This is a genomic window from Celerinatantimonas sediminis, assembly GCF_046054195.1.
Taxonomy (GTDB): domain Bacteria; phylum Pseudomonadota; class Gammaproteobacteria; order Enterobacterales; family Celerinatantimonadaceae; genus Celerinatantimonas.
This window is the reverse complement of the sequence record NZ_JBEQCS010000023.1, coordinates 1-19,229: the sequence shown is the minus strand read 5'-3', so window position 1 is coordinate 19,229 and position 19,229 is coordinate 1. Positions and strand designations below refer to the sequence as shown.

16 protein-coding genes and 1 tRNA gene are annotated in these 19,229 nt (G+C 43.5%); 13 read left to right on the top strand and 4 right to left on the bottom strand.

All coding sequences use genetic code 11. From position 1 onward, the window contains the following. Positions 1 to 445 precede the first annotated feature (445 nt). The 6 genes from purL to hutH all read left to right on the top strand — a co-directional run bounded on the left by purL (position 446) and on the right by hutH (position 9,339). Positions 446 to 4,336 carry a phosphoribosylformylglycinamidine synthase gene (purL, locus tag ABTQ23_RS19200; RefSeq protein WP_408617377.1) on the top strand — a complete coding sequence of 1,297 codons (3,891 nt, stop codon included), beginning with the start codon at positions 446 to 448 and terminating at the stop codon, positions 4,334 to 4,336. A 400-nt stretch (positions 4,337 to 4,736) separates the two neighbouring features. Continuing rightward, a complete protein-coding gene (locus ABTQ23_RS19195) occupies positions 4,737 to 5,591 on the top strand; it encodes a transporter substrate-binding domain-containing protein (protein ID WP_408617376.1) in 855 nt (284 codons plus the stop codon). Positions 5,592 to 5,600: 9 nt separating this feature from the next. Further along, a complete protein-coding gene (locus ABTQ23_RS19190) occupies positions 5,601 to 6,329 on the top strand; it encodes an ABC transporter permease (RefSeq protein WP_408617375.1) in 729 nt (242 codons plus the stop codon). After that, positions 6,329 to 7,057 carry an ABC transporter permease gene (locus tag ABTQ23_RS19185; RefSeq protein WP_408617374.1) on the top strand — a complete coding sequence of 243 codons (729 nt, stop codon included), beginning with the start codon at positions 6,329 to 6,331 and terminating at the stop codon, positions 7,055 to 7,057. Before ABTQ23_RS19190 ends, ABTQ23_RS19185 begins: the two co-directional genes overlap by 1 nt. Continuing rightward, positions 7,057 to 7,833, top strand: a complete 777-nt coding sequence (locus ABTQ23_RS19180) for an ABC transporter ATP-binding protein (protein WP_408617373.1) — start codon at positions 7,057 to 7,059, stop codon at positions 7,831 to 7,833. The genes ABTQ23_RS19185 and ABTQ23_RS19180 overlap by 1 nt, the downstream gene beginning before the upstream one ends. A 3-nt stretch (positions 7,834 to 7,836) precedes the next feature. Next, on the top strand, positions 7,837 to 9,339 hold the full coding sequence (gene hutH, locus ABTQ23_RS19175) for a histidine ammonia-lyase (protein WP_408617372.1): 1,503 nt from the start codon (positions 7,837 to 7,839) through the stop codon (positions 9,337 to 9,339). 107 nt (positions 9,340 to 9,446) lie between these two features. On the opposite strand, the gene ABTQ23_RS19170 is transcribed toward hutH, so the two are convergent. Next, positions 9,447 to 9,995, bottom strand: coding sequence for a DUF1439 domain-containing protein (locus tag ABTQ23_RS19170; protein WP_408617371.1), 549 nt, complete (start codon positions 9,993 to 9,995; stop codon positions 9,447 to 9,449). A 410-nt stretch (positions 9,996 to 10,405) separates the two neighbouring features. Here ABTQ23_RS19170 and ABTQ23_RS19165 point away from each other — a divergent pair, with 410 nt between their 5' ends. The 3 genes from ABTQ23_RS19165 to ABTQ23_RS19155 all read left to right on the top strand — a co-directional run bounded on the left by ABTQ23_RS19165 (position 10,406) and on the right by ABTQ23_RS19155 (position 13,148). Continuing rightward, a complete protein-coding gene (locus ABTQ23_RS19165; protein WP_408617370.1) occupies positions 10,406 to 11,341 on the top strand; it encodes an extracellular solute-binding protein in 936 nt (311 codons plus the stop codon). Positions 11,342 to 11,343: 2 nt separating this feature from the next. Beyond that, positions 11,344 to 12,096: a molybdate ABC transporter permease subunit gene (locus ABTQ23_RS19160; protein WP_408617369.1), complete on the top strand. Its 753-nt coding sequence runs from the start codon at positions 11,344 to 11,346 to the stop codon at positions 12,094 to 12,096. Between the two features lie 149 nt (positions 12,097 to 12,245). Then, positions 12,246 to 13,148 (top strand): endonuclease/exonuclease/phosphatase family protein, encoded by a 903-nt coding sequence (locus ABTQ23_RS19155; protein ID WP_408617408.1) that lies wholly within the window; start codon positions 12,246 to 12,248, stop codon positions 13,146 to 13,148. Here ABTQ23_RS19155 and ABTQ23_RS19150 read toward each other — a convergent pair. Beyond that, a complete protein-coding gene (locus tag ABTQ23_RS19150; RefSeq protein ID WP_408617368.1) occupies positions 13,129 to 14,733 on the bottom strand; it encodes a LysM peptidoglycan-binding domain-containing protein in 1,605 nt (534 codons plus the stop codon). The genes ABTQ23_RS19155 and ABTQ23_RS19150 overlap by 20 nt on opposite strands. A gap of 63 nt (positions 14,734 to 14,796) precedes the next feature. Further along, positions 14,797 to 15,567: a hydroxyacylglutathione hydrolase gene (gene gloB / locus ABTQ23_RS19145; RefSeq protein WP_408617367.1), complete on the bottom strand. Its 771-nt coding sequence runs from the start codon at positions 15,565 to 15,567 to the stop codon at positions 14,797 to 14,799. A 75-nt stretch (positions 15,568 to 15,642) separates the two neighbouring features. Between gloB and ABTQ23_RS19140 the strand changes: the two genes are divergently transcribed. Continuing rightward, on the top strand, positions 15,643 to 16,356 hold the full coding sequence (locus tag ABTQ23_RS19140; protein ID WP_408617366.1) for a class I SAM-dependent methyltransferase: 714 nt from the start codon (positions 15,643 to 15,645) through the stop codon (positions 16,354 to 16,356). Here ABTQ23_RS19140 and rnhA read toward each other — a convergent pair. Beyond that, positions 16,345 to 16,818, bottom strand: a complete 474-nt coding sequence (gene rnhA / locus ABTQ23_RS19135) for a ribonuclease HI (RefSeq protein WP_408617365.1) — start codon at positions 16,816 to 16,818, stop codon at positions 16,345 to 16,347. The genes ABTQ23_RS19140 and rnhA overlap by 12 nt on opposite strands. A 51-nt stretch (positions 16,819 to 16,869) precedes the next feature. Here rnhA and dnaQ point away from each other — a divergent pair, with 51 nt between their 5' ends. The 3 genes from dnaQ (at position 16,870) to ABTQ23_RS19120 (ending at position 19,229) form a co-directional block, all read left to right on the top strand. Next, complete coding sequence (gene dnaQ / locus ABTQ23_RS19130; protein WP_408617364.1) at positions 16,870 to 17,658, top strand: DNA polymerase III subunit epsilon; 789 nt, start codon at positions 16,870 to 16,872, stop codon at positions 17,656 to 17,658. A 4-nt stretch (positions 17,659 to 17,662) separates the two neighbouring features. Then, positions 17,663 to 19,045: a hypothetical protein gene (locus ABTQ23_RS19125; protein ID WP_408617363.1), complete on the top strand. Its 1,383-nt coding sequence runs from the start codon at positions 17,663 to 17,665 to the stop codon at positions 19,043 to 19,045. Between the two features lie 110 nt (positions 19,046 to 19,155). Continuing rightward, positions 19,156 to 19,229 (top strand) — tRNA-Asp (locus ABTQ23_RS19120).

Sequence of the window (19,229 nt, the reverse complement as noted above, 5' to 3'; positions counted from 1 at the left end):
GCCTTAATCCTGAAAATATCGAGCCTGCTAGTTTACCATTGATCTTCTATTCGATCTTGTAATGAAACATCAATAATTTCATTGCGTTATGAATATTTTTAAGAAATTAAGCAGATTTGAATGCATAAAAACCAGACAATTACTGATACTTCTCTTGGTATTTATCATCTCGAACTCGGTCTCGTTCTGCTTTGATTGCTCATTTATCCTTTATCGGATGAGGCTCGTTTAAAATAGGTTGATTTGAACAAAATTTAACCATCAAAGTGAAGCGCCTCTAAACGAGAGAGAAGTTTCTGGCCTAATTCATGGAGTTTGTGCTTTCAAGGCGGTGACTTTAGCCCCTGTTATTCTTTATAATAGAGTCTAATTTACCCCCCACGGTTAAATTGGATGTTTTTTGAACATTACTTTTAGCCACAAGACGCATACGAGTACACAATTTATGGAAATCTTGCGTGGTGCTCCGGCACTTTCTGAATTTCGCATCTCTCAGTTGTTAAAGCAGGCAAGTGAGCAATCGCTACCGGTTGTTGATATCTATGCCGAGTTTGTTCATTTCGCTGATTTAAAAGGTAGTTTAACTCAGGAACAACATACCGTTCTAGAAAAGCTGTTGCGCTATGGTCCAACCATTGCTGAGCACGCTGTTGATGGTGAGTTATTCTTGGTTGCACCTCGGCCTGGAACTATTTCGCCATGGTCATCCAAAGCAACTGATATTGCTCATAACTGCGGGTTAGACGCACTGAGTCGTATTGAGCGAGGAACTGCTTTTTATGTCCAGTTCAGCCAACCTTTAAATGAGCTACAACAAGCGCAGTTTAAAGCACTGATTCACGATCGTATGGTTGAATCGGTATTCTCGTCATTAGAGCAAGCTAGTGCACTATTTAGCCACGCAACTCCAGCTCCTGTTGTCAGCGTTGATATTCTCGGTCAGGGACGAGAAGCACTTGAGCGTGCCAACCTTGAGTTAGGCCTTGCGCTAGCTGAAGATGAAATTGATTACTTAATTGAAAACTTTAAAAAGCTCAACCGTAATCCAAATGACGTTGAACTGATGATGTTTGCCCAAGCAAACTCAGAACATTGCCGCCACAAGATTTTTAATGCTGACTGGACTATCGATGGTGAAGTTCAGCCAAAATCGCTGTTTAAAATGATTAAAAACACCTTTGAATGTCACAGTGAAGGTGTGCTTTCAGCGTATAAAGATAACGCATCAGTTATGGAAGGCTCTGTCGCTGGCCGTTTCTTCCCGGATAGTCATAGTTATCAGTATGGTTATCATCAGGAACCGATTCATATTCTGATGAAAGTTGAAACGCATAACCATCCAACGGCTATTTCTCCTTTTCCTGGTGCAGCAACTGGTTCTGGCGGTGAAATTCGTGATGAAGGTGCAACTGGACGAGGTTCTAAACCGAAAGCTGGCTTGGTTGGCTTTAGCGTGAGTAACTTGCGTATTCCGGGCTTCGTCCAGCCGTGGGAAAGTGATTTTGGCAAACCTTCGCGTATTGTTAGCGCGCTGGATATCATGATTGATGGTCCACTGGGTGGCGCTGCATTTAACAATGAATTTGGCCGACCAAACTTGCTGGGATATTTCCGTACCTATGAAGAGCAAGTGAATAGCTTTAATGGATTCGAAGTCCGTGGCTATCACAAACCGATTATGATGGCCGGTGGTGTGGGTAACATCCGTGGTGAACATGTTGAGAAAGGTGAAATCCCTGTTTCAGCTAAAATCATTGTGCTGGGTGGCCCTGCTATGAATATCGGCTTAGGTGGGGGCGCTGCATCTTCAATGGCGTCTGGCCAGTCGGCTGAAGATTTAGATTTTGCCTCTGTACAGCGCGGTAACCCAGAGATGGAACGCCGTTGTCAGGAAGTGATTGACCGTTGCTGGCAGATGGGCGATCAAAACCCAATTTCGTTTATTCATGATATCGGTGCTGGTGGGTTATCGAATGCTTGCCCAGAACTGGTTAATGACGGTGGCCGCGGCGGCGTATTTGAGCTTCGCGAAGTTCCAAATGATGAACCGGGAATGTCGCCGTTAGAAATTTGGTGTAACGAATCTCAAGAACGCTATGTGCTGGCAGTTCCTGCCAACCGAATTGATGAATTTGATGCAATCTGTCAGCGTGAACGTGCTCCATATGCGGTGATTGGCGAAGCGACTGAACAACGCGATCTTATCTTGCACGACGAGCATTTTTCGAATAAACCGATTCAATTACCGCTCGAAGTGTTGTTAGGTAAACCACCTAAAATGCATCGTGATGTCAAACGCTTAAGCTTCCAAGGTACTGAGCTTGATACAAGCGCCATGAGCTTAGCGGATGCTGCTGAGCGCATTTTACGCTTACCATCAGTTGCGGAAAAAACCTTCTTGATTACCATTGGTGACCGCTCGGTGACTGGCTTAGTTGCTCGTGATCAGATGGTTGGTCCTTGGCAAGTACCAGTGGCCGATTGCGCGATTACGGCGGCAAGTTATGACACATATGCTGGTGAAGCCATGTCAATTGGTGAGCGCACTCCAACGGCATTAATTAATCATGCTGCAAGTGCTCGATTAGCCGTTGCTGAAGCAATCACGAACATCGCACCGGCACCCATTGGGGCAATGAGTCAGATTAAACTCTCAGCAAACTGGATGGCAGCCGCTGGGCACCCTGGTGAAGATGCCGGTTTATATGATGCAGTGAAAGCTGTCGGTGAGCAGCTTTGCCCTGAGCTTGAGCTAACAATCCCAGTTGGTAAAGACTCAATGTCGATGAAAACGAGCTGGCAGCAAGATGGCGAAGACAAAACGGTTACCGCTCCGTTATCTCTGATTATTAGTGCTTTTGCCAAAGTGACTGATGTTCGTAAAGCTGTCACACCACAGCTGAAAAATGATGCAGCAAGCTTACTGATTCTCATCGATTTAGGTCAGGGTAAAAATCGTTTAGGTGGTTCATCACTGGCTCAGGTTTACAAACAACTAGGCAATGTTGCTCCTGATGTCGATGATCCGGCGCTGTTGCGTGGCTTCTATCTTGCAATTCAGGAACTGTTGGGTAAAGGTAAATTACTTGCATACCATGACCGCAGTGATGGTGGTTTGTTTGCCACTGCCTCAGAAATGGCCTTCGCTGGACATTGCGGTGTGAATATCGCATTAGACCAACTGGCTGACGATGACTTAAGCGTCCTATTTAACGAAGAACTTGGCGCATTGATTCAGGTTTCTGGTGAAGATAAAGAATCCGTTATGACAACGCTTGCCGGTCACGGTTTAGTTAATTGCAGTTTTGTGGTTGGCCGTGTAAACAATGACGATACGATTCGCTTTACCCGTAATGGTGAAGTTGTATTGGCTGAGCCGCGTAACCATTATCGCCAAGTCTGGGCTGAAACGACTTATCAGATGCAGGCTCTTCGCGATAATCCTGAATGTGCTAAAGCTGAGTTCGTCGCTAAGCAGGATGAAAAAGATCCTGGTCTAAATGTGCACTTAAACTTTGATGTTCATGAAGATGTTGCCGCGCCAATGATCGCCAGTGGTGTTCGTCCTCAAATGGCTATTTTACGCGAGCAAGGTGTTAACTCTCACTCTGAGATGGCAGCTGCGTTTGACCGAGCTGGATTTGATGCAATTGATGTGCACATGAGCGATGTGCTCGCAGGCCGAGTAACTTTAGATAAATTTAGTGGTCTGGTCGCTTGTGGCGGCTTCTCTTATGGGGACGTGTTAGGTGCAGGGGAAGGCTGGGCTAAATCTATTTTGTTTAATCCGTTAGCTCGTGACCAATTTGCTCAGTTCTTTGAACGCTCAGATAGCTTTGCCTTAGGCATTTGTAACGGTTGTCAGATGCTGTCAACTTTAAAAGAGCTGATTCCTGGCGCTTCTCATTGGCCGCGGTTTGTTCGCAACCAATCAGAACAGTTTGAAGGGCGTTTTAGCTTGGTCGAAATTCAGTCATCACCATCATTATTCTTTAGTGATATGCAAGGTTCGAGAATGCCTATTGCTGTTGCCCATGGTGAAGGTCAAGTTGAAGTTCGCGACAGTGAACATCTAAGCGCGATTGAACAGAGCAATACGGTTGCGGTGCGCTTTGTTGACCATTATGGCCAAGCAACGCAGGCATATCCGTTTAACCCGAATGGTTCGGCGAATGGGATCACGGGGCTGACGACAACTGATGGTCGCGTTACTGTGATGATGCCTCATCCTGAACGTGTATTCCGAACTGTTGCTAACTCTTGGCATCCAGCTGATTGGGGCGAAGACAGCCCTTGGATGCGGATGTTTAGAAATGCCCGTAAACAGTTAGGATAATCCATTCGCTAAGAGTCAGTTACTCTTGTCTTTGGTGAAAACCTATTAAAAAGTGCCAGATAGTCAAATAGATTATCTGGCACTTTTATTTTAAATAGTCACCAGTCGGTCCGTTATGGGGCACCACTTTTTTTCGGTGCAATATCATTGACTGTGATGATATTCAAAATTTATGTCTACTCTCTTAACTCATTGTGTTTATGTTAAAAAGCAAAATCTCCCTACCTTTTTTTGTGCAAAAAAGCTTCATCCTGGGGCAATCATTAAATCTTGATAACTGTTTGATTACTTGGCCCCGCTTAGTAATCAGTGAGTTATAAATTCTTTGAATAGTTGGCTTAATAAATGCCTGTATATACAGGCCTATAATTAATGTTGCTCTTAACAAGGAATAATAGTTATGACTGAAGCTTTATCGTTTACCCGAAAGCTGCCTATGGCGGCTGTTGCTCTGAGTTTGTTGGTCGGTGGAAGTTTTGCTGCACATGCAAAAGAATGGACATCGGTCAAAATAGCAACAGAAGGGAATTATGAACCCTGGAACTTGACCCTTCCAGGAGGGAAAGTGGGGGGATTTGAACCTGAACTCGTGGCGAATCTGTGTAAGCGCATCAAGATTAAATGCGAATTAACGACGCAAAATTGGGACGGCATGATCGCTGGTTTAAATGCTGGTAAATACGATGTCATTATGGACTCAATCGTCATTACTCCCGAACGTAAAAAAGTGATCGACTTCTCTATCCCTTATGCTGCGACTCCTGCCAGTTTTATCACCAAGAAAACCGATTTATTAAGTAAAGCTCAAGATAACGTTATTAAAATTCCGGCGGGTAGCTCGAAAATAGATGCGGTTGTTGCACCACTGCAAAAAGCGTTAGAAGGAAAAATTATTGGGATGCAATCAGGTAGCGTTTATACCGATTTCCTTGATAAATACTTTGCTAAGTCAACTGTGCGCGAATATAGCTCAGCTGCAGCTGCAATTTTAGATTTACGTTCTGGTCGTATTGATGCAGTTTTTGATGACGTAACTTTCTCTAATGCGTTTTTAAGCAAACCTGCTAATAAATCCATTCACTTTGCGGGCCCTAAAATTGGTGGTTCAATTTGGGGAGCTGGTGAAGCTTTAGGTTTTCGTAAATCAGATACCGATTTGAGTGCTAAATTTGATGCTGCGATTAAAGCTGCATTAAAAGATGGAACCGTTAAAAAATTAAGTCAGAAATGGTTTCACACTGATGTTACCCCATAGGCGGTAATTATGAATGCACTGATTCAATCTATATTTGGGCAAAACAGTTGGAGTGGCTTGATTATTCAGGCCACGATTACCACTTTGCTGTTATCCATCGTTGCGATGATTGTTGGCGCGGTTATTGGGGCATTGGTCGCTTCATGTAAATTGTCTTCTCGTCGTTTATTTAATCAAATTGGCAATGGTTATTCGATTATTTTTCGCGGTGTTCCTGAGCTATTAATTATCTACCTGTTTTATTTTGGTGGTTCTGGATTTGTTAGTTATTTTGCAAAGATGTTTGGGCATCAGGGATTTGTCGAAATTCCTCCTTTTTTAGTGGGAGGATTAGCCGTTGGGCTGATTAGTGCCTCCTACCAAGGCGAAGTGTTTCGAGCGGCTAAAGCGGCTCAACCAGCCGGACAAATCGAAGCAGCACTCGCTATTGGCATGAATAGAAAGCTTATTTTCCTTCGTATTATTGTTCCACAAGTTATTCGTTATGCTCTTCCCGGTTTAGCTAATGTTTGGCAAATGAGCCTGAAAGACTCTGCGTTGATCTCAGTTACCGGCGTTATCGAAATTATGCGTGCCAGCCAAATGATTTCGGGTTCGACTGGCGAATATCTGCGTTATTACATGGTTGGTGGTGCTTGTTATTTGATTTTGACGTTTATCACGAACCAACTATTTGAACGGATGGAAAAAAGAATGAACCACGTTCGTTCTAAATCAGCGGCGGAGGTGGCGGCCTAATGGATATTCAATTTATCTATCATACGGTCATGAAATTGCTGGCGGCTTTACCTATCACTCTAGAGCTTTTTATCTGTTCGCTTATTTTAGGTTTGTTTTTGGCACTGGTTATTTTAGCTCTTAGGATTAACCAAAATCCGCTATTAAGCTATTTTGCGCGGGGATATATTTTAATCTTTCGTGGTACGCCACTGCTGATTCAATTATTTGTCGTTTACTACGGTTTAGGTCAACTGGAGTGGATTCAAAATAGTTTCTTGTGGCCTATTTTTCGCGAACCTTTTAATTGTGCGGTGCTATCGATTGCGCTTTGTACGGCAGGCTATACTGCAGAGATTTTTCGGGGGGCGTTGCTCTCTGTTCCCAGTGGACAAATTGAAGCAGGCAAAGCTTGTGGGATGAGTCGGGCGTTGTTAATCCGCCGTATTATCGCACCAATTATGATCCGTTATGCATTACCTGCTTATTCAACCGAAGCAATTATGCTCATCAAATCAACGACTCTTGCCAGTCTTGTTACGGTTTGGGAAGTCACTGGTGTGGCGCAGCAAATTATTCAAAGAACATACCGAACCATGGAGGTATTTATCTGTGCGGCGGTCATTTACCTCATCATCAATTATGTCATTGTGAAAATCTATGGCTGTATCGAAAAGAAACTAACGGTGCATACTAAACCGGCTGACCAAATGGCAGAACCTAAGGCCATTTCTGAGGAGTCTTGTTAATGAATTCTGTTCTTCCCACAACTTTAAATGTGTCGTCATTACATAAATCATTTGGTGCAAATCAGGTCCTCAAAGGCATTTCATTAGAGGCTAAAAAAGGTGATGTCATCTCCATTTTAGGCTCAAGTGGCTCTGGGAAAAGTACTTTTTTACGCTGCTTAAATTTTTTAGAGCAGCCTGATTCAGGAATTATTCATGTTGCTGGTGAAAAAGTCATTTTTGAGCGTGAAAAAAAGATGAATCAGAGTATTTCCAATAAACGTATCGAATACATTCGCACACGTTTAGGAATGGTCTTTCAAAGCTTTAATTTGTGGTCTCATTTAACGGTAGAACAGAATGTGATTGAAGGTCCAAGATATGTTTTAAAGCGATCTAAAGCTGAATGTATCGAACAAGCACATAGTTTGCTTAACCGGGTGGGAATGTTTGAAAAGCGTCATTTTTATCCTGAACAACTCTCTGGTGGTCAGCAGCAGCGAGTTGCGATAGCCAGAGCTTTGGCGATGGAGCCTGATGTGATGTTATTTGATGAGCCAACGTCAGCTTTAGACCCTGAATTAGTGGGTGAGGTTTTAAAAGTGATGCGCAGCCTTGCTGACGAAGGTCGGACAATGCTGGTCGTGACTCATGAAATGGGGTTTGCCCGTAATGTGTCAAATCAGGTGATCTTTATGCATCAGGGGGTTATCGATTGTCAGGGCACGCCAGATGAGATGTTTAAGCAAGGTGGCTCTCAGCGATTTAGTCAGTTTATTTCTAATAGTCACGAGTGATATATGAGCGAATCGAAAAATACCGTACTGTGGCAGGGCCAAAAAATCACTTGGCAAGATGTGGTTGATGTTGCCCGTCACCACTTTGTTTTGCAGCTTTCTGAGTCTGTTTGGCAACGCATTCATCAATCTCGGGATATCGTTCAGCAAATTGTGACAAGTCAAACCAGAGCCTATGGTATTACCACTGGGTTAGGGGCTCTAAGTGATGTGGTGTTGGATTCAGATAAGCTTAGTCAGTTATCGCATAACACAATTCAAAGTCATGCCTGCGGTGTTGGCGAGCCTTTAACCGACGAACAAACAAGAGCCATTATCTGTGCAGCCATTGCCAATTATAGTCATGGCCATTCGGGGATTTCTGCAGATGTTGTAAAAGCATTGCTTGCGCTGCTTAATCAGCAAATTACCCCTATAGTGCCTTCCCAAGGCTCTGTTGGCTATTTAACGCATATGGCTCATATCAGCTTGGCGTTAATCGGCATGGGTGAGGTTCATTATCAAAATCAAACCATGAGTGCCAAGCAGGCTTTGCAACTTGCTGGATTAAAACCGGTTACGCTAGGTGCAAAAGAAGGGTTAAGTCTGGTGAATGGCACGCCATGCATGACGGGGCTGGCAAGTTTGGCATTAACCGATGCAAGTATGCTCCTTGATTGGGCGGACATTATCGGTGCTATGAGTTTTGAATCGCTTAAAGGACAGTTAGATTGCCTGGATGAACAGATGCTTGCGCTTAAACCAAGTCCTGGCATTCAAACGGTCGGTAAGCGTATTCGAGAGTGTCTCAAAGACAGTCAAATTTTAAGCCAATGTCAGGGGATTCGAACGCAAGATGCCCTAAGTATTCGCTCTATGCCGCAGGTCCATGGGGCTTGTCGGGATCAGTTTGAACATTGTGAAAAACAGATTAATTGTGAATTAAATTCGGCAACAGATAATCCATTAATTTTAGGATCTGTTCAGCAGTGGCGTGTTATTTCACAAGCTCACCCTCATGGTGAATCTGTTGCAATGGCAACGGATTTACTGGCTATTGCACTTGCTGAAATTGGCTCAATGAGTGAGCGACGCCTTGATCGATTACTTAACCCACTAGTGAGTCAGCTACCTGCCTTTTTAGTTGCAGAGCCAGGCGTGAATTCAGGCATGATGATTGCTCAATATACCGCTGCGTCTTTATGTGCTGATAATAAAGCGGCTGCTCAACCAGCTGTATTAGATAATTATGTCACTTCAGCTTTACAAGAAGACCATTTAAGCTTTGGAACAAGATCTGCTCTGAAATTGCATTCGGTAGTTGCCAATACTCGTCATATTTTAGCCATTGAATATATTTTGGCAGCGCAAGCGGTTGAGTTTATCGGCTCTGAGCTGATGGGCTCTGGCACTTTTGTCGCTTGGCAGCATTTAAGAGAGAAGGTATCGAGCTGGCAATCTGACCGCTGGTTAGCGCCAGATATTGATAGTGCGACATCACTATTAAATTATCCACCCATGATGTAGTCAGCGTTTAATGTACTGATAAGACATTATATGTGCGCCAAGATGAAGTAGCAATTGTATTCAAAGGTGCAGAGGAGCAAGCTGACGCAATGTCAGCTTGTCATTGATTATAAACTGAAATTAAGCTGGATTTGACCTGGAGTAATTTCAATATCATCGGCAAAGCGTTTGGCTAACCACTGTTTGGTTTTATTTGGATCTAGTTTGTAAATTGGTTTTTGCTTGAGATAAATAGCCAACGATTTTTGAATTTTAGGCAAAAAGCGCTCAACCACTGGAGCTAGTTTAGCCGGTTGGATATCTTTAAGATCGATATGCAAATTTGTCAGATAAATCGCTCCCTCTTTTTTGTTATAGACTGGTTTGGAGCTAAAGGTTCCTTGACTGGTTACTTCAAAATCTTTAATGATGCTAGTGATATGAAGTTGAATTTGTCCCGTCAGCACAATTTGTTGCGTATTATCGCGACCAATTTGCACGTGTAATTGACTTAAGTTGGAATCGACTTCTGCCAGAGCTCCAATTTTGTATGATTTTTTATAATCAATATGTTTTTGAAGATACTGACTGATATCTGCTTCAGAGAGTTTATAACCACACCCGCTAACGACTGTGCAGGTAAGGGTTATAAGAAGTAATAATAGCGTTTTTTTCAAAGCGAGCCCCATCAGAGATAAACGATGCGTAATTCTACCAATATTTATCACTAAAACTATCGGGGTTTTCTTAACTGTTGCTTAATGAACTTCATTTTTTTATCTTTTCGGATAAAAAAATTTCATCATACAGCTAACTACTTAGCAATAAAAACCATATTTTTTATAAAAGTACTGGAAAAATGATTCACTTCGGCAGTACTATCGTTATGTATCTTAGTATATTACGATTGCTTGGTGTTCTCGGTGAAAGTGTACTAGCACTGAATTTTTTGATTGCTAATATGGAATTTTAGTCCTTAAAATAATTTAATAAAATCAAAATATTATATATTTTTTCTCTGCTTGTTACTGTCATTTGTGTCGTAGATATTAAGGAGATTTAAAACTATTTTAAGAATGGAGTTTCTATGAGTCAGTTAAGTTTTCGAATGCTTCGGTATAAATCTTTAGCGTTAGCGACTGCTGCAATGGTTTTAAGTTGTGGTGTACAAGCCGCCGAAAATGTCCATGTCACTTATGCCGGTTCAATGGGCGTAGTGATGGATAAAGTGCTAGGGCCTGCTTTTGCGAAACAAAATGACGTTCATTTCCAAGGCCAGGGGCAAGGTGCTTATGGCATGGCGCATCTGCTTGCATCGAAAAAAATTGTGGCCGATGTATTTGTTTCAATTACTCCTGGACCTATTGAAATTTTACAAAAAGCAGGATTAGTTGACCATGCTGTGCCGGTAGCCAGTACCAGTATGGTGATCGCATATAATCCTAAAGGTAAATATGCGAAACAATTTGCTCAAGCTGCGAAAAACCCCAATGATGCATGGTGGACCGTGCTGGAAAAACCAGATGTACGTTTTGGTCGCTCCGATCCTAAAACTGACCCTCAAGGGCGAAACATCATTTTTACGATGCAGTTAGCCGGATTGTATTATCACCATCCTAAAATGGCGGATAAAGTCTTAGGTGGCATACAGAATCCTAAACAGGTTTTCACTGAGGGTGGCTTGTTAACACGTCTTGAAGCCGGGCAAATTGACGCTTCATCTGGCTATGAAGCTTCGGTCAAATCGGCAGGTTTGCCATTTATTAGTTTGCCTGATCAAATTAACTTAAGTAACCCAGATATGTCTGCTAAATGGTATAGCAAAGCCGGCTTTAGTATCAAAGATGCTAAAGGAAAAGTGGAACATATGAGTACTCAGCCGTTGGTTTACTATGCCGCGGTACTTAAAAATGCACCAGAACCAAAAGAAGGGGAGGCTTTTATTAAATTTATGCAGAGCCATCAAGGATTGATGTTGCTTGAAAAAAGTGGTTATAGCGCCCCTAAAGGCGGAAAAATTTAGTTTTGCGTTCGTTCTCTCTGTCAACTCCGGCGCTAGCATTATTGTTAGCGCCGTTCATCACTTTATTTTGTATCACCCCTTGGGGCAATTTTCACCTTGATTATGGTGACAGTCAGTCTGTTATTGTATCGCTAGGCTTAGGTGGTATTGCTCTGGCATTTATTATTATCCTTGGGACACCGCTGGCATGGTGGCTGGCTCGTAGCCATTCGCATTGGCGAAAAGTTGCAGAAATTATTGTATTAGTGCCGCTATTAACTCCGCCGCTTGCGATGGGGATGTTACTGGTTTCTGCTTATGGCCCTTACAGCTCGCTTGGCCGCTTACTGCATTTTGTGGGAGTATCATTAAATAATAATCCCCCAGCGTTTGTTCTTGCGCAGATCTATGCGGCAATGCCTTGGTATGTTTTAAGTGCCAGAGCTGCATTTGAGCATATTCCGCGAGATATTGAAGATGTAGCACAAACGCTAGGAGCTAATTGGCGGCAAATTTTTATTCGATTATCCCTTCCTTTGTCCGCTCGAGGATTAGCAACCGGAGCCGCTTTAGCCTGGAGCCGTATTATCGGCGAATTTGGTGTTGTCATGGTCTTTTGTTATTTTCCGCAAGGTATCCCGGTCAAGCTCTATATTAACTTACAAGATAGCGGTGTGAATTCTGTTTATACCTTGTTATGGTTATTGCTAGTCACTGCACTACCACTGCCGTTATGGTGTTTAATGCGCCATCGAACCAATCCGTCACTTACTTAAGGTTTCTTTTCCCATTGCTTTATTGCTTGGTATTATAGCTTTGAGCGCTTGTTTTTCTGATAGTTATCTCCATATTAGATATGGTTTAGGGTATTCAATGAACAGAATACGATAAACTCATCTACGCTTTTTATAAGCAATAAGAATACATAACTGGTTTATTTCGAGCATGGAGAGTTGTCATCATATCGAAGAGTCATAAAAGATTATGGTGGATCATTGCTATTGTAGGCATGTTTGGTAGTGTCGTGGCAGTAGCTTCATATTTTGATATCCCACAGAAGACGAATGTTATGACAGTTCAACAGCAGCGTTATGCAGCTGAATGTCCCGGTTGGGTTAAATTAGCCGATGAGCAAGTGTCTACTTTGCCAAAGCAATTTAGTATCGCCAGCTGGAATATCTATAAAACGCAAAATACAGGTTGGAATAAGGTTTTAGAGAAGTTATCGCGCCAGGCTGATGTGATAGCTTTGCAAGAAGCTCGCGAATCAACAACGCAAAACTTTTGGCGCCAATTAGGTTGGTCTGCGACCATGCTTGAGGCTTTTTCAATGGGGCGACAAAGTGTGGGTGTGCAGTTGGCGTCAGCCAAACCACCTCTGCAGGTTTGCGGTAGCCGCCAACGCGAGCCATTAATTCGACTACCCAAATCATTGATCGTTGGTGTTTATCCGCTGGCAGATCAAAACAATGAGCTTTGGGTGATTAGTCTTCATTCAATCAACTTTTCTTTGCAAATCGCGCCATATTTACAGCAATTGAATGAAATAGCTCGTTTAATTGAGCAGCATGATGGGCCATTGGTCATCGCCGGAGATTTCAATACTTGGAGTAAGCGCCGTCAGCAGGTATTGCAGGAGTGGATGTCGAAATATAAGTTAATTCCTGTGCGCTTTAAAAATGATAAGCGCAGCCGTTTTTTTGGCCACGCTCTCGATCATATGTTCTATCGCGGTTTGAAATCGGTGCGTAGTCGTGTGATTACGACTGACGCATCCGATCATAATGCGCTACTTGCCACATTTCAGACTATACGTTCAAACGAGTGATATCGACATAAACGCGTAACTTCTGACCAGGTTGCAGGTAGCTATGGCTTTTCAGATCGTTCCATTTCACCAAATCAGTCACATGCACTTTAAATTTGTTCGCAATCACTGACAGCGAATCGCCACTGCGTACTTCATAAACGATTTTGCGGGTTACACCGGTTTTCTTGGCTGATATTTTCTGCCAGATAACCAACTTTTGGTCTTTGTGCAGAGCATCTTTGGGGGATAGGCCATTCCATTTTGCCAGAGTGTGGTAATCGACATGAAATTTACGGCCAATCGTCCATAAGCTGTCACCAGAGCGCACCTGATAGTGCATCTTAATCGTCGATGGATGAGAGCGAGACTGAATTTTTGCCAGTCGCTGCGTTTCACTCAAAATATACTGGCTTGGTTTGCGTACCGAAACAGGTACCACCAGATGTTGACCAACCCGAATCAGGTTAGAGCTCAAATGGTTAACGCTGCGCAACATCTTCGTCGTTGTATGATAATTCGCAGCGATTTTATTTAAGCTATCACCAGATTTAACTAAGTGGCGCTCCCATTGAACTCGCTTACTTTTAGGAAGTTTCGCTAGAGCTGTTTTAAACGCATCAACTTTATCCATTGGGATCAGTAAATGGTGCGGACCATTTGGATCGGTTGCCCAACGATTAAAACCTGGATTAAGTTGATAAAGCTGCGCTAATTTCATACCAGCCATTCTGGCTGCCAAAGCTAAGTCGATTTGACTGCCGACATTAACTGATTCCAAATATGCTTTATTGGCAATAATTGGCAGCTTAATTCCATATTTTTCTGGATATTTAATGACTTCGCATAGCGCGAGCAATTTAGGAACATAAGCTTCTGTTTCAGAAGGCAAGTCGAGGTGCCAAAAATCAGTTGCGCGATGATGACGGCGATTATCCCGAATGGCGTCTAACACTCGACCTTGGCCTGAGTTATACGCGGCAATGGCGTTCAGCCAGTTGCCATCGAATAATTTATTGAGCCATTCAAGGTAATCAAGTGCTGCATCCGTTGATGCAACAACATCACGGCGACCATCGTACCACCAGTTTCGGCGTAGCCCTAAATGAGTGGCGGTATCTGGAATAATTTGCCACATTCCTGATGCTTGCCCATGAGAATAGGCAAACGGATCATAGGCACTTTCGATAACTGGCAATAATGCCAGCTCCATTGGCATTTGACGCTTCTTCAGCTGCTCGACCACCCAATACATATAAGGAGTCGCGCGTTTGGAGACTCGCTTTAAATAAGAAGGGTGATGACGAAACCAGTTCAGTTGAGCTTGTACTCGTTTGTCATGAACTGGAATATCAAAGCTCATATTATCGGCAAGACGCTTCCAAATATCGGTATAGACTACTGGCTGAGCTTCTTGCTCGGCGCTGTCCACTTCGACTGGCTGAGACTTGGTCACGTCAACATTGGTCGTCTTTGTTGAATCGGGCTCAGTTGGCGTCTGCGGCGACTTTACTGCTTGAGTCGGGGTATCTGCTTGATGATGAAGCTGGGTCATCTGACACCCAGTTAAAGCCATCACCATCAAACTGACCAATGTTAAACGCATCGTCTTTTTTGTCACCTTGAAAAAAATGCTGCTATGTTACGGATAGTTTTTAATCTATTCAAGTCAGAATCGGTCTTTATAGCCTCTTAATTGCGTAAATGTAGCAATTTCAGTGCCACAGTTTATTTGTAAATGGTGGCTAAGCGCTTGTTGCAGTGTAGTTTCATGACAACGCATAAAAGGATTAAGCTTTTTCTGTGATGCTAACGAAAAAGGCACAGTTGGTAGCCCCTGGGCGCGTTGTTTAAGCATCTCGGCTTGATATTCTTGCAATGATGGGTTGTAAGGCTCAACTGTTAAGGCAAATTTAAGATTTGCCATGGTGTATTCATGGGCCGCATAAACTTGAGTTTCTGGATTGAGTTTGGCAATGGCGGATAGACTTCCGAGCATTTGTTCGCAGCTGCCTTCAAAAAGGCGTCCGCATCCACAATTGAACAAAGTATCGCCACAAAATAACATATCATCAGTATAATAAACTACATGGCTGAGTGTATGCCCTGGGGTTGCCATTACTTTTAAAGAGCAATTTAATTCGCTCAATGAGATGGTATCCCCGTCATGGACCGCCGTTGCGTGAAACGGTAGCTTGATATCGGCTCCGGCAATAATTTGACACTCAGGAGCATAAGCTTTTAGCTGTTTAACTCCGCCAATATGATCCATATGATGGTGGGTGAGTAAAATATATTTAAGTTGCAAACCAAGAGCTTGAAGTCGCTCTATAACAGGCTCTGCTTCTCCTGGGTCAACGACGGCACAGGCTGTTTCGTTTGGTTGGTGAAGTAACCAAATATAGTTATCATTAAATGCGGGGATTGTCATAACTTGCATAGTAACGTTTCCCTTAATTTTTAAAATTATGGAGCATCATATTGATAGTATGCCAGAAACAATGGATGGAGTACGATGAAGCCAGCAAAAATTAGTCATAAAATCATAAGTCCTTTGCATTGGCAGGACTTCTCTGGTGGCGAATGGCTAAAAGAGCAGGAACAAATGCTTCTGGAGCGTTATCTAGCTAAAATTTATGGTTATTATTTGCTTAAACTGGGTCATTTAAGTACCGAGATGGATTGTCAGCAGTCGATGATTCGAAATCACATTAATGTTGCTGCTGCGCCCAATATTACGAAAGGAATCGTAGCTGAGCTCACTGCTTTGCCAATTCAGCAAAGTAGTGTTGATTTATGTTTACTAAGTCATACCCTTGATTTTGCAAGCGATCCTCATCAAATTTTACGTGAAGTTGAGCGTGTTCTCACCAGTGATGGCTATATTATCCTTAGTGGGTTTAATCCATTAAGCTTAATGGGCATTCGCGGATATCTGGGACGCCGACGGATTATTCCTTGGGCATGTCGAATGTTTGCTCCCATGCGCGTAAAAGACTGGTTACATCTTTTAGGATTTGAGGTGTTGCATGATGATCGCTATGCATTTACTAGCTTCGCAGGTGTTAAGCCTATCGGCGAGTGGCTGGAAAATGGCGGGCGTAGTTATGCCCGAACATTTTCATCGTGCTACTTTATTGTGGCTCGTAAACGGACTTCGTTTTTGACACCGATTAGTAACAAATGGCGGGTCAAAAAAGCGATTCCAGTAACGCCATTAGCTAGTTGATTGCTCATACCCTGTATCAATGCCCAAATCATCTGAGCAAGCCGCACTGCGGGCTAATTCATCACAGCGTTCGTTTTCTTCGTGCCCCGCATGTCCTTTAACCCAGTGCCACTGGATTTGATGGCGAGCCGCTGCTTTATCTAAGCGTTGCCACAAGTCGACATTTTTGACCGGTTGTTTGCTCGCTGTTTTCCAACCGCGTTTTTTCCAGTTATGGATCCACTGAGTAATGCCTTGACGGACGTATTGGCTGTCGGTGGTTAGAGTGACTTCACATGGACGAGTGAGCGTTTCTAAGCCAACAATCGTTGCCATTAGTTCCATTCTGTTATTGGTCGTCAGACGAAAACCTGCGGATAATTCGCGCTCTTTGCCTGCATATTGTAGGATGGCACCGTAACCACCCGGTCCAGGATTTCCCAGACAAGATCCATCGGTAAATAGTTGCACTGATTTAGTCATGCTTTGATAAAATGTTAGCTAAGTTATCTTTAGTTTCGCATAGGTGAACGAGTGAGCCAAATTCAACAGAAACGATTGATTGTTTTCGATACAGAAACCACGGGTATGAACAATGATGGCCCAGTTTATTTAGGGCATCGCGTTATCGAGATTGGGTGCGTGGAAGTGATCGATCGAAAACTAACCGGGCGAACCTATCATGTTTATATTAAACCCGACCGTCCCGTAGATCCTGAAGCGATAGAAGTCCATGGCATTACCGATGAGTTTTTGGCGGACAAGCCAGAATTTAAAGATATTGCCGATGATTTTATTGCGTTTATACGCGACGCCGAGATTGTCGCTCATAACGCGGGATTCGACGTTAGCTTTTTGAATCATGAATTCTCAAGGTTGCGCAATGTCAGTGAAACTATCGAAGATATGTGTCAGGTTACCGACTCCTTAATGGTGGCAAGGCGAGGGGAATATCTAGGACGAGAAGTTCAGCAGGTTCTTGGCAAACCACTACCATCACGCAAAAACTTAGATTCCCTATGTGATTATTACGGCGTTGATAGTAGCTCAAGGACTTATCACGGCGCGTTACTTGATGCGGAGTTACTCGCTGAAGTTTTTTTGAAAATGACCGGTGGTCAAAGTCGGTTAAATTTAACTGATGATCAAGGAAGTGGTGCCGATAGTTATATTCAGCGCTTAACAAAAAATCGTCCACCACTTAAAGTCGTGCAACCCGATGCCGAAGAATTACAGGCTCATCAACAGCGACTTGAATTAGTTAAGAAAAAAGGCGGTCACTGTCTCTGGCTTGAAGAGCAAGACGAATCTATAAGGGAGTAATTGTGTGCTGAGCCTGCAACGTTGGTTTGTTTTCATACTTATTGGCTTGGGGAGCATTCAAGCTCCATCCGCGTGGGCTGCAAATAGCACGCCGCTTATCGACGTTTATCGTAATCATAATATTCCGCTTATTGATAACCGCTTTCGCATCGACCCAAAAGTAAAGCAGGCAACATTTATGTTGCATCGACGCGCTGGGTCGCCTTCGGGAATATTGGTTCGCCCAGATGGTAGCAAAGTCTATTCTTGGGCACTGCCAAAGAATGTTGCTTGGTTGGAAAATCGCAATTTAGATGTGGTGACTATTACCAATCCAATGCCAGGGCCTTGGCAAGCGCTGGTTGAAACCAATAGCGACAAAAATGCAGTGCAGGTCATTAGTGACGTGGCGTTGCATGTCGAGCCGTTCCCGGTGGAAGTCTTTGTTGGTGAGCGACTCGTTCTAAAGGCTAGTTTGCTAGAAAGTGGCAAACCGATTGTATTTGGCCCATATATGGATAACGTCCTGTTGGGCGTCAGTGTTGATAGCGCAGGCAAGGTTCAGGATGAAAACTTTACGGTAGGGCATAAAGAGCTCACTGCGTTAGCTGATAATGGCAAAGCTTATGATGGTTATCCCCACGATGGGATATACACCGGCTACGTTAAGTTAGATATTCCAGCGGGCAAATACGATTTTAAAGTCTCTACAGCCAATGATGTTTTCACCCGAGCGTATCAGCAAATTTTGCTGGTGGCTCATCAGCCATATTCAGCAGAGCTTATTCTCCCGCAGGATGATCAGCCGCTGAAGATGCAGCTAAAGATTAACAAAGATGAAATTGCCCCGGATTCACTGATTATCGATGGTCGGATTTATAATAATGTAGATTTGAATCAGCATTTTGAAGTTCGCTCTCGCAATGCGCCTAAAGATCTAATTTTCACCCTCCCAACGCCTAAAAAACCCGGGACTTATCGTATGAACGCCACTGTTTATGCCGATACGATTGGTGGCAGAGCGGTGGTGATGGATATGCCAGAAAAAAGCTTCTATCTAGCGCCTAAAAGAGAGCCTGCGCCTGTTGTTGATGTGCCAGTTGAGGCAGCCCCTCCGCCACCGCCGCCAGCTAAATCACATTGGCTTGGATGGACTATTGCAGTTGTTATAGTGGTGTTGATGCTTGTCGGTGGTGGATTTGCTTGGATCTGGTGGCGCAAACGCAGAGCGTTTAAAAAAGCACTTGAAGAGGCATCGATTAAAGCCGATGAAAATATTGAGCTTGATCCACAGCCGAATGCGACAGGTAATAGTGCAACGGCACCTTCGGATGCAGTTACGCCAGGCATTGAAGGGGATGAGCCTGATTTAACTCAAGATGATGAAAAAGAGCCACCTCCCCAATAAGTTGGCTGTTTATACAGCAGTTGACACATTTTTTACAGAAAAAAGGGAAAAGCTAGTTGACTCGCTCTGCGCAGATACGTATTATCTGCGCCGCAGCTGAGGACAGATGCGGAGTGGTAGTTCAGTTGGTTAGAATACCGGCCTGTCACGCCGGGGGTCGCGGGTTCGAGTCCCGTCTACTCCG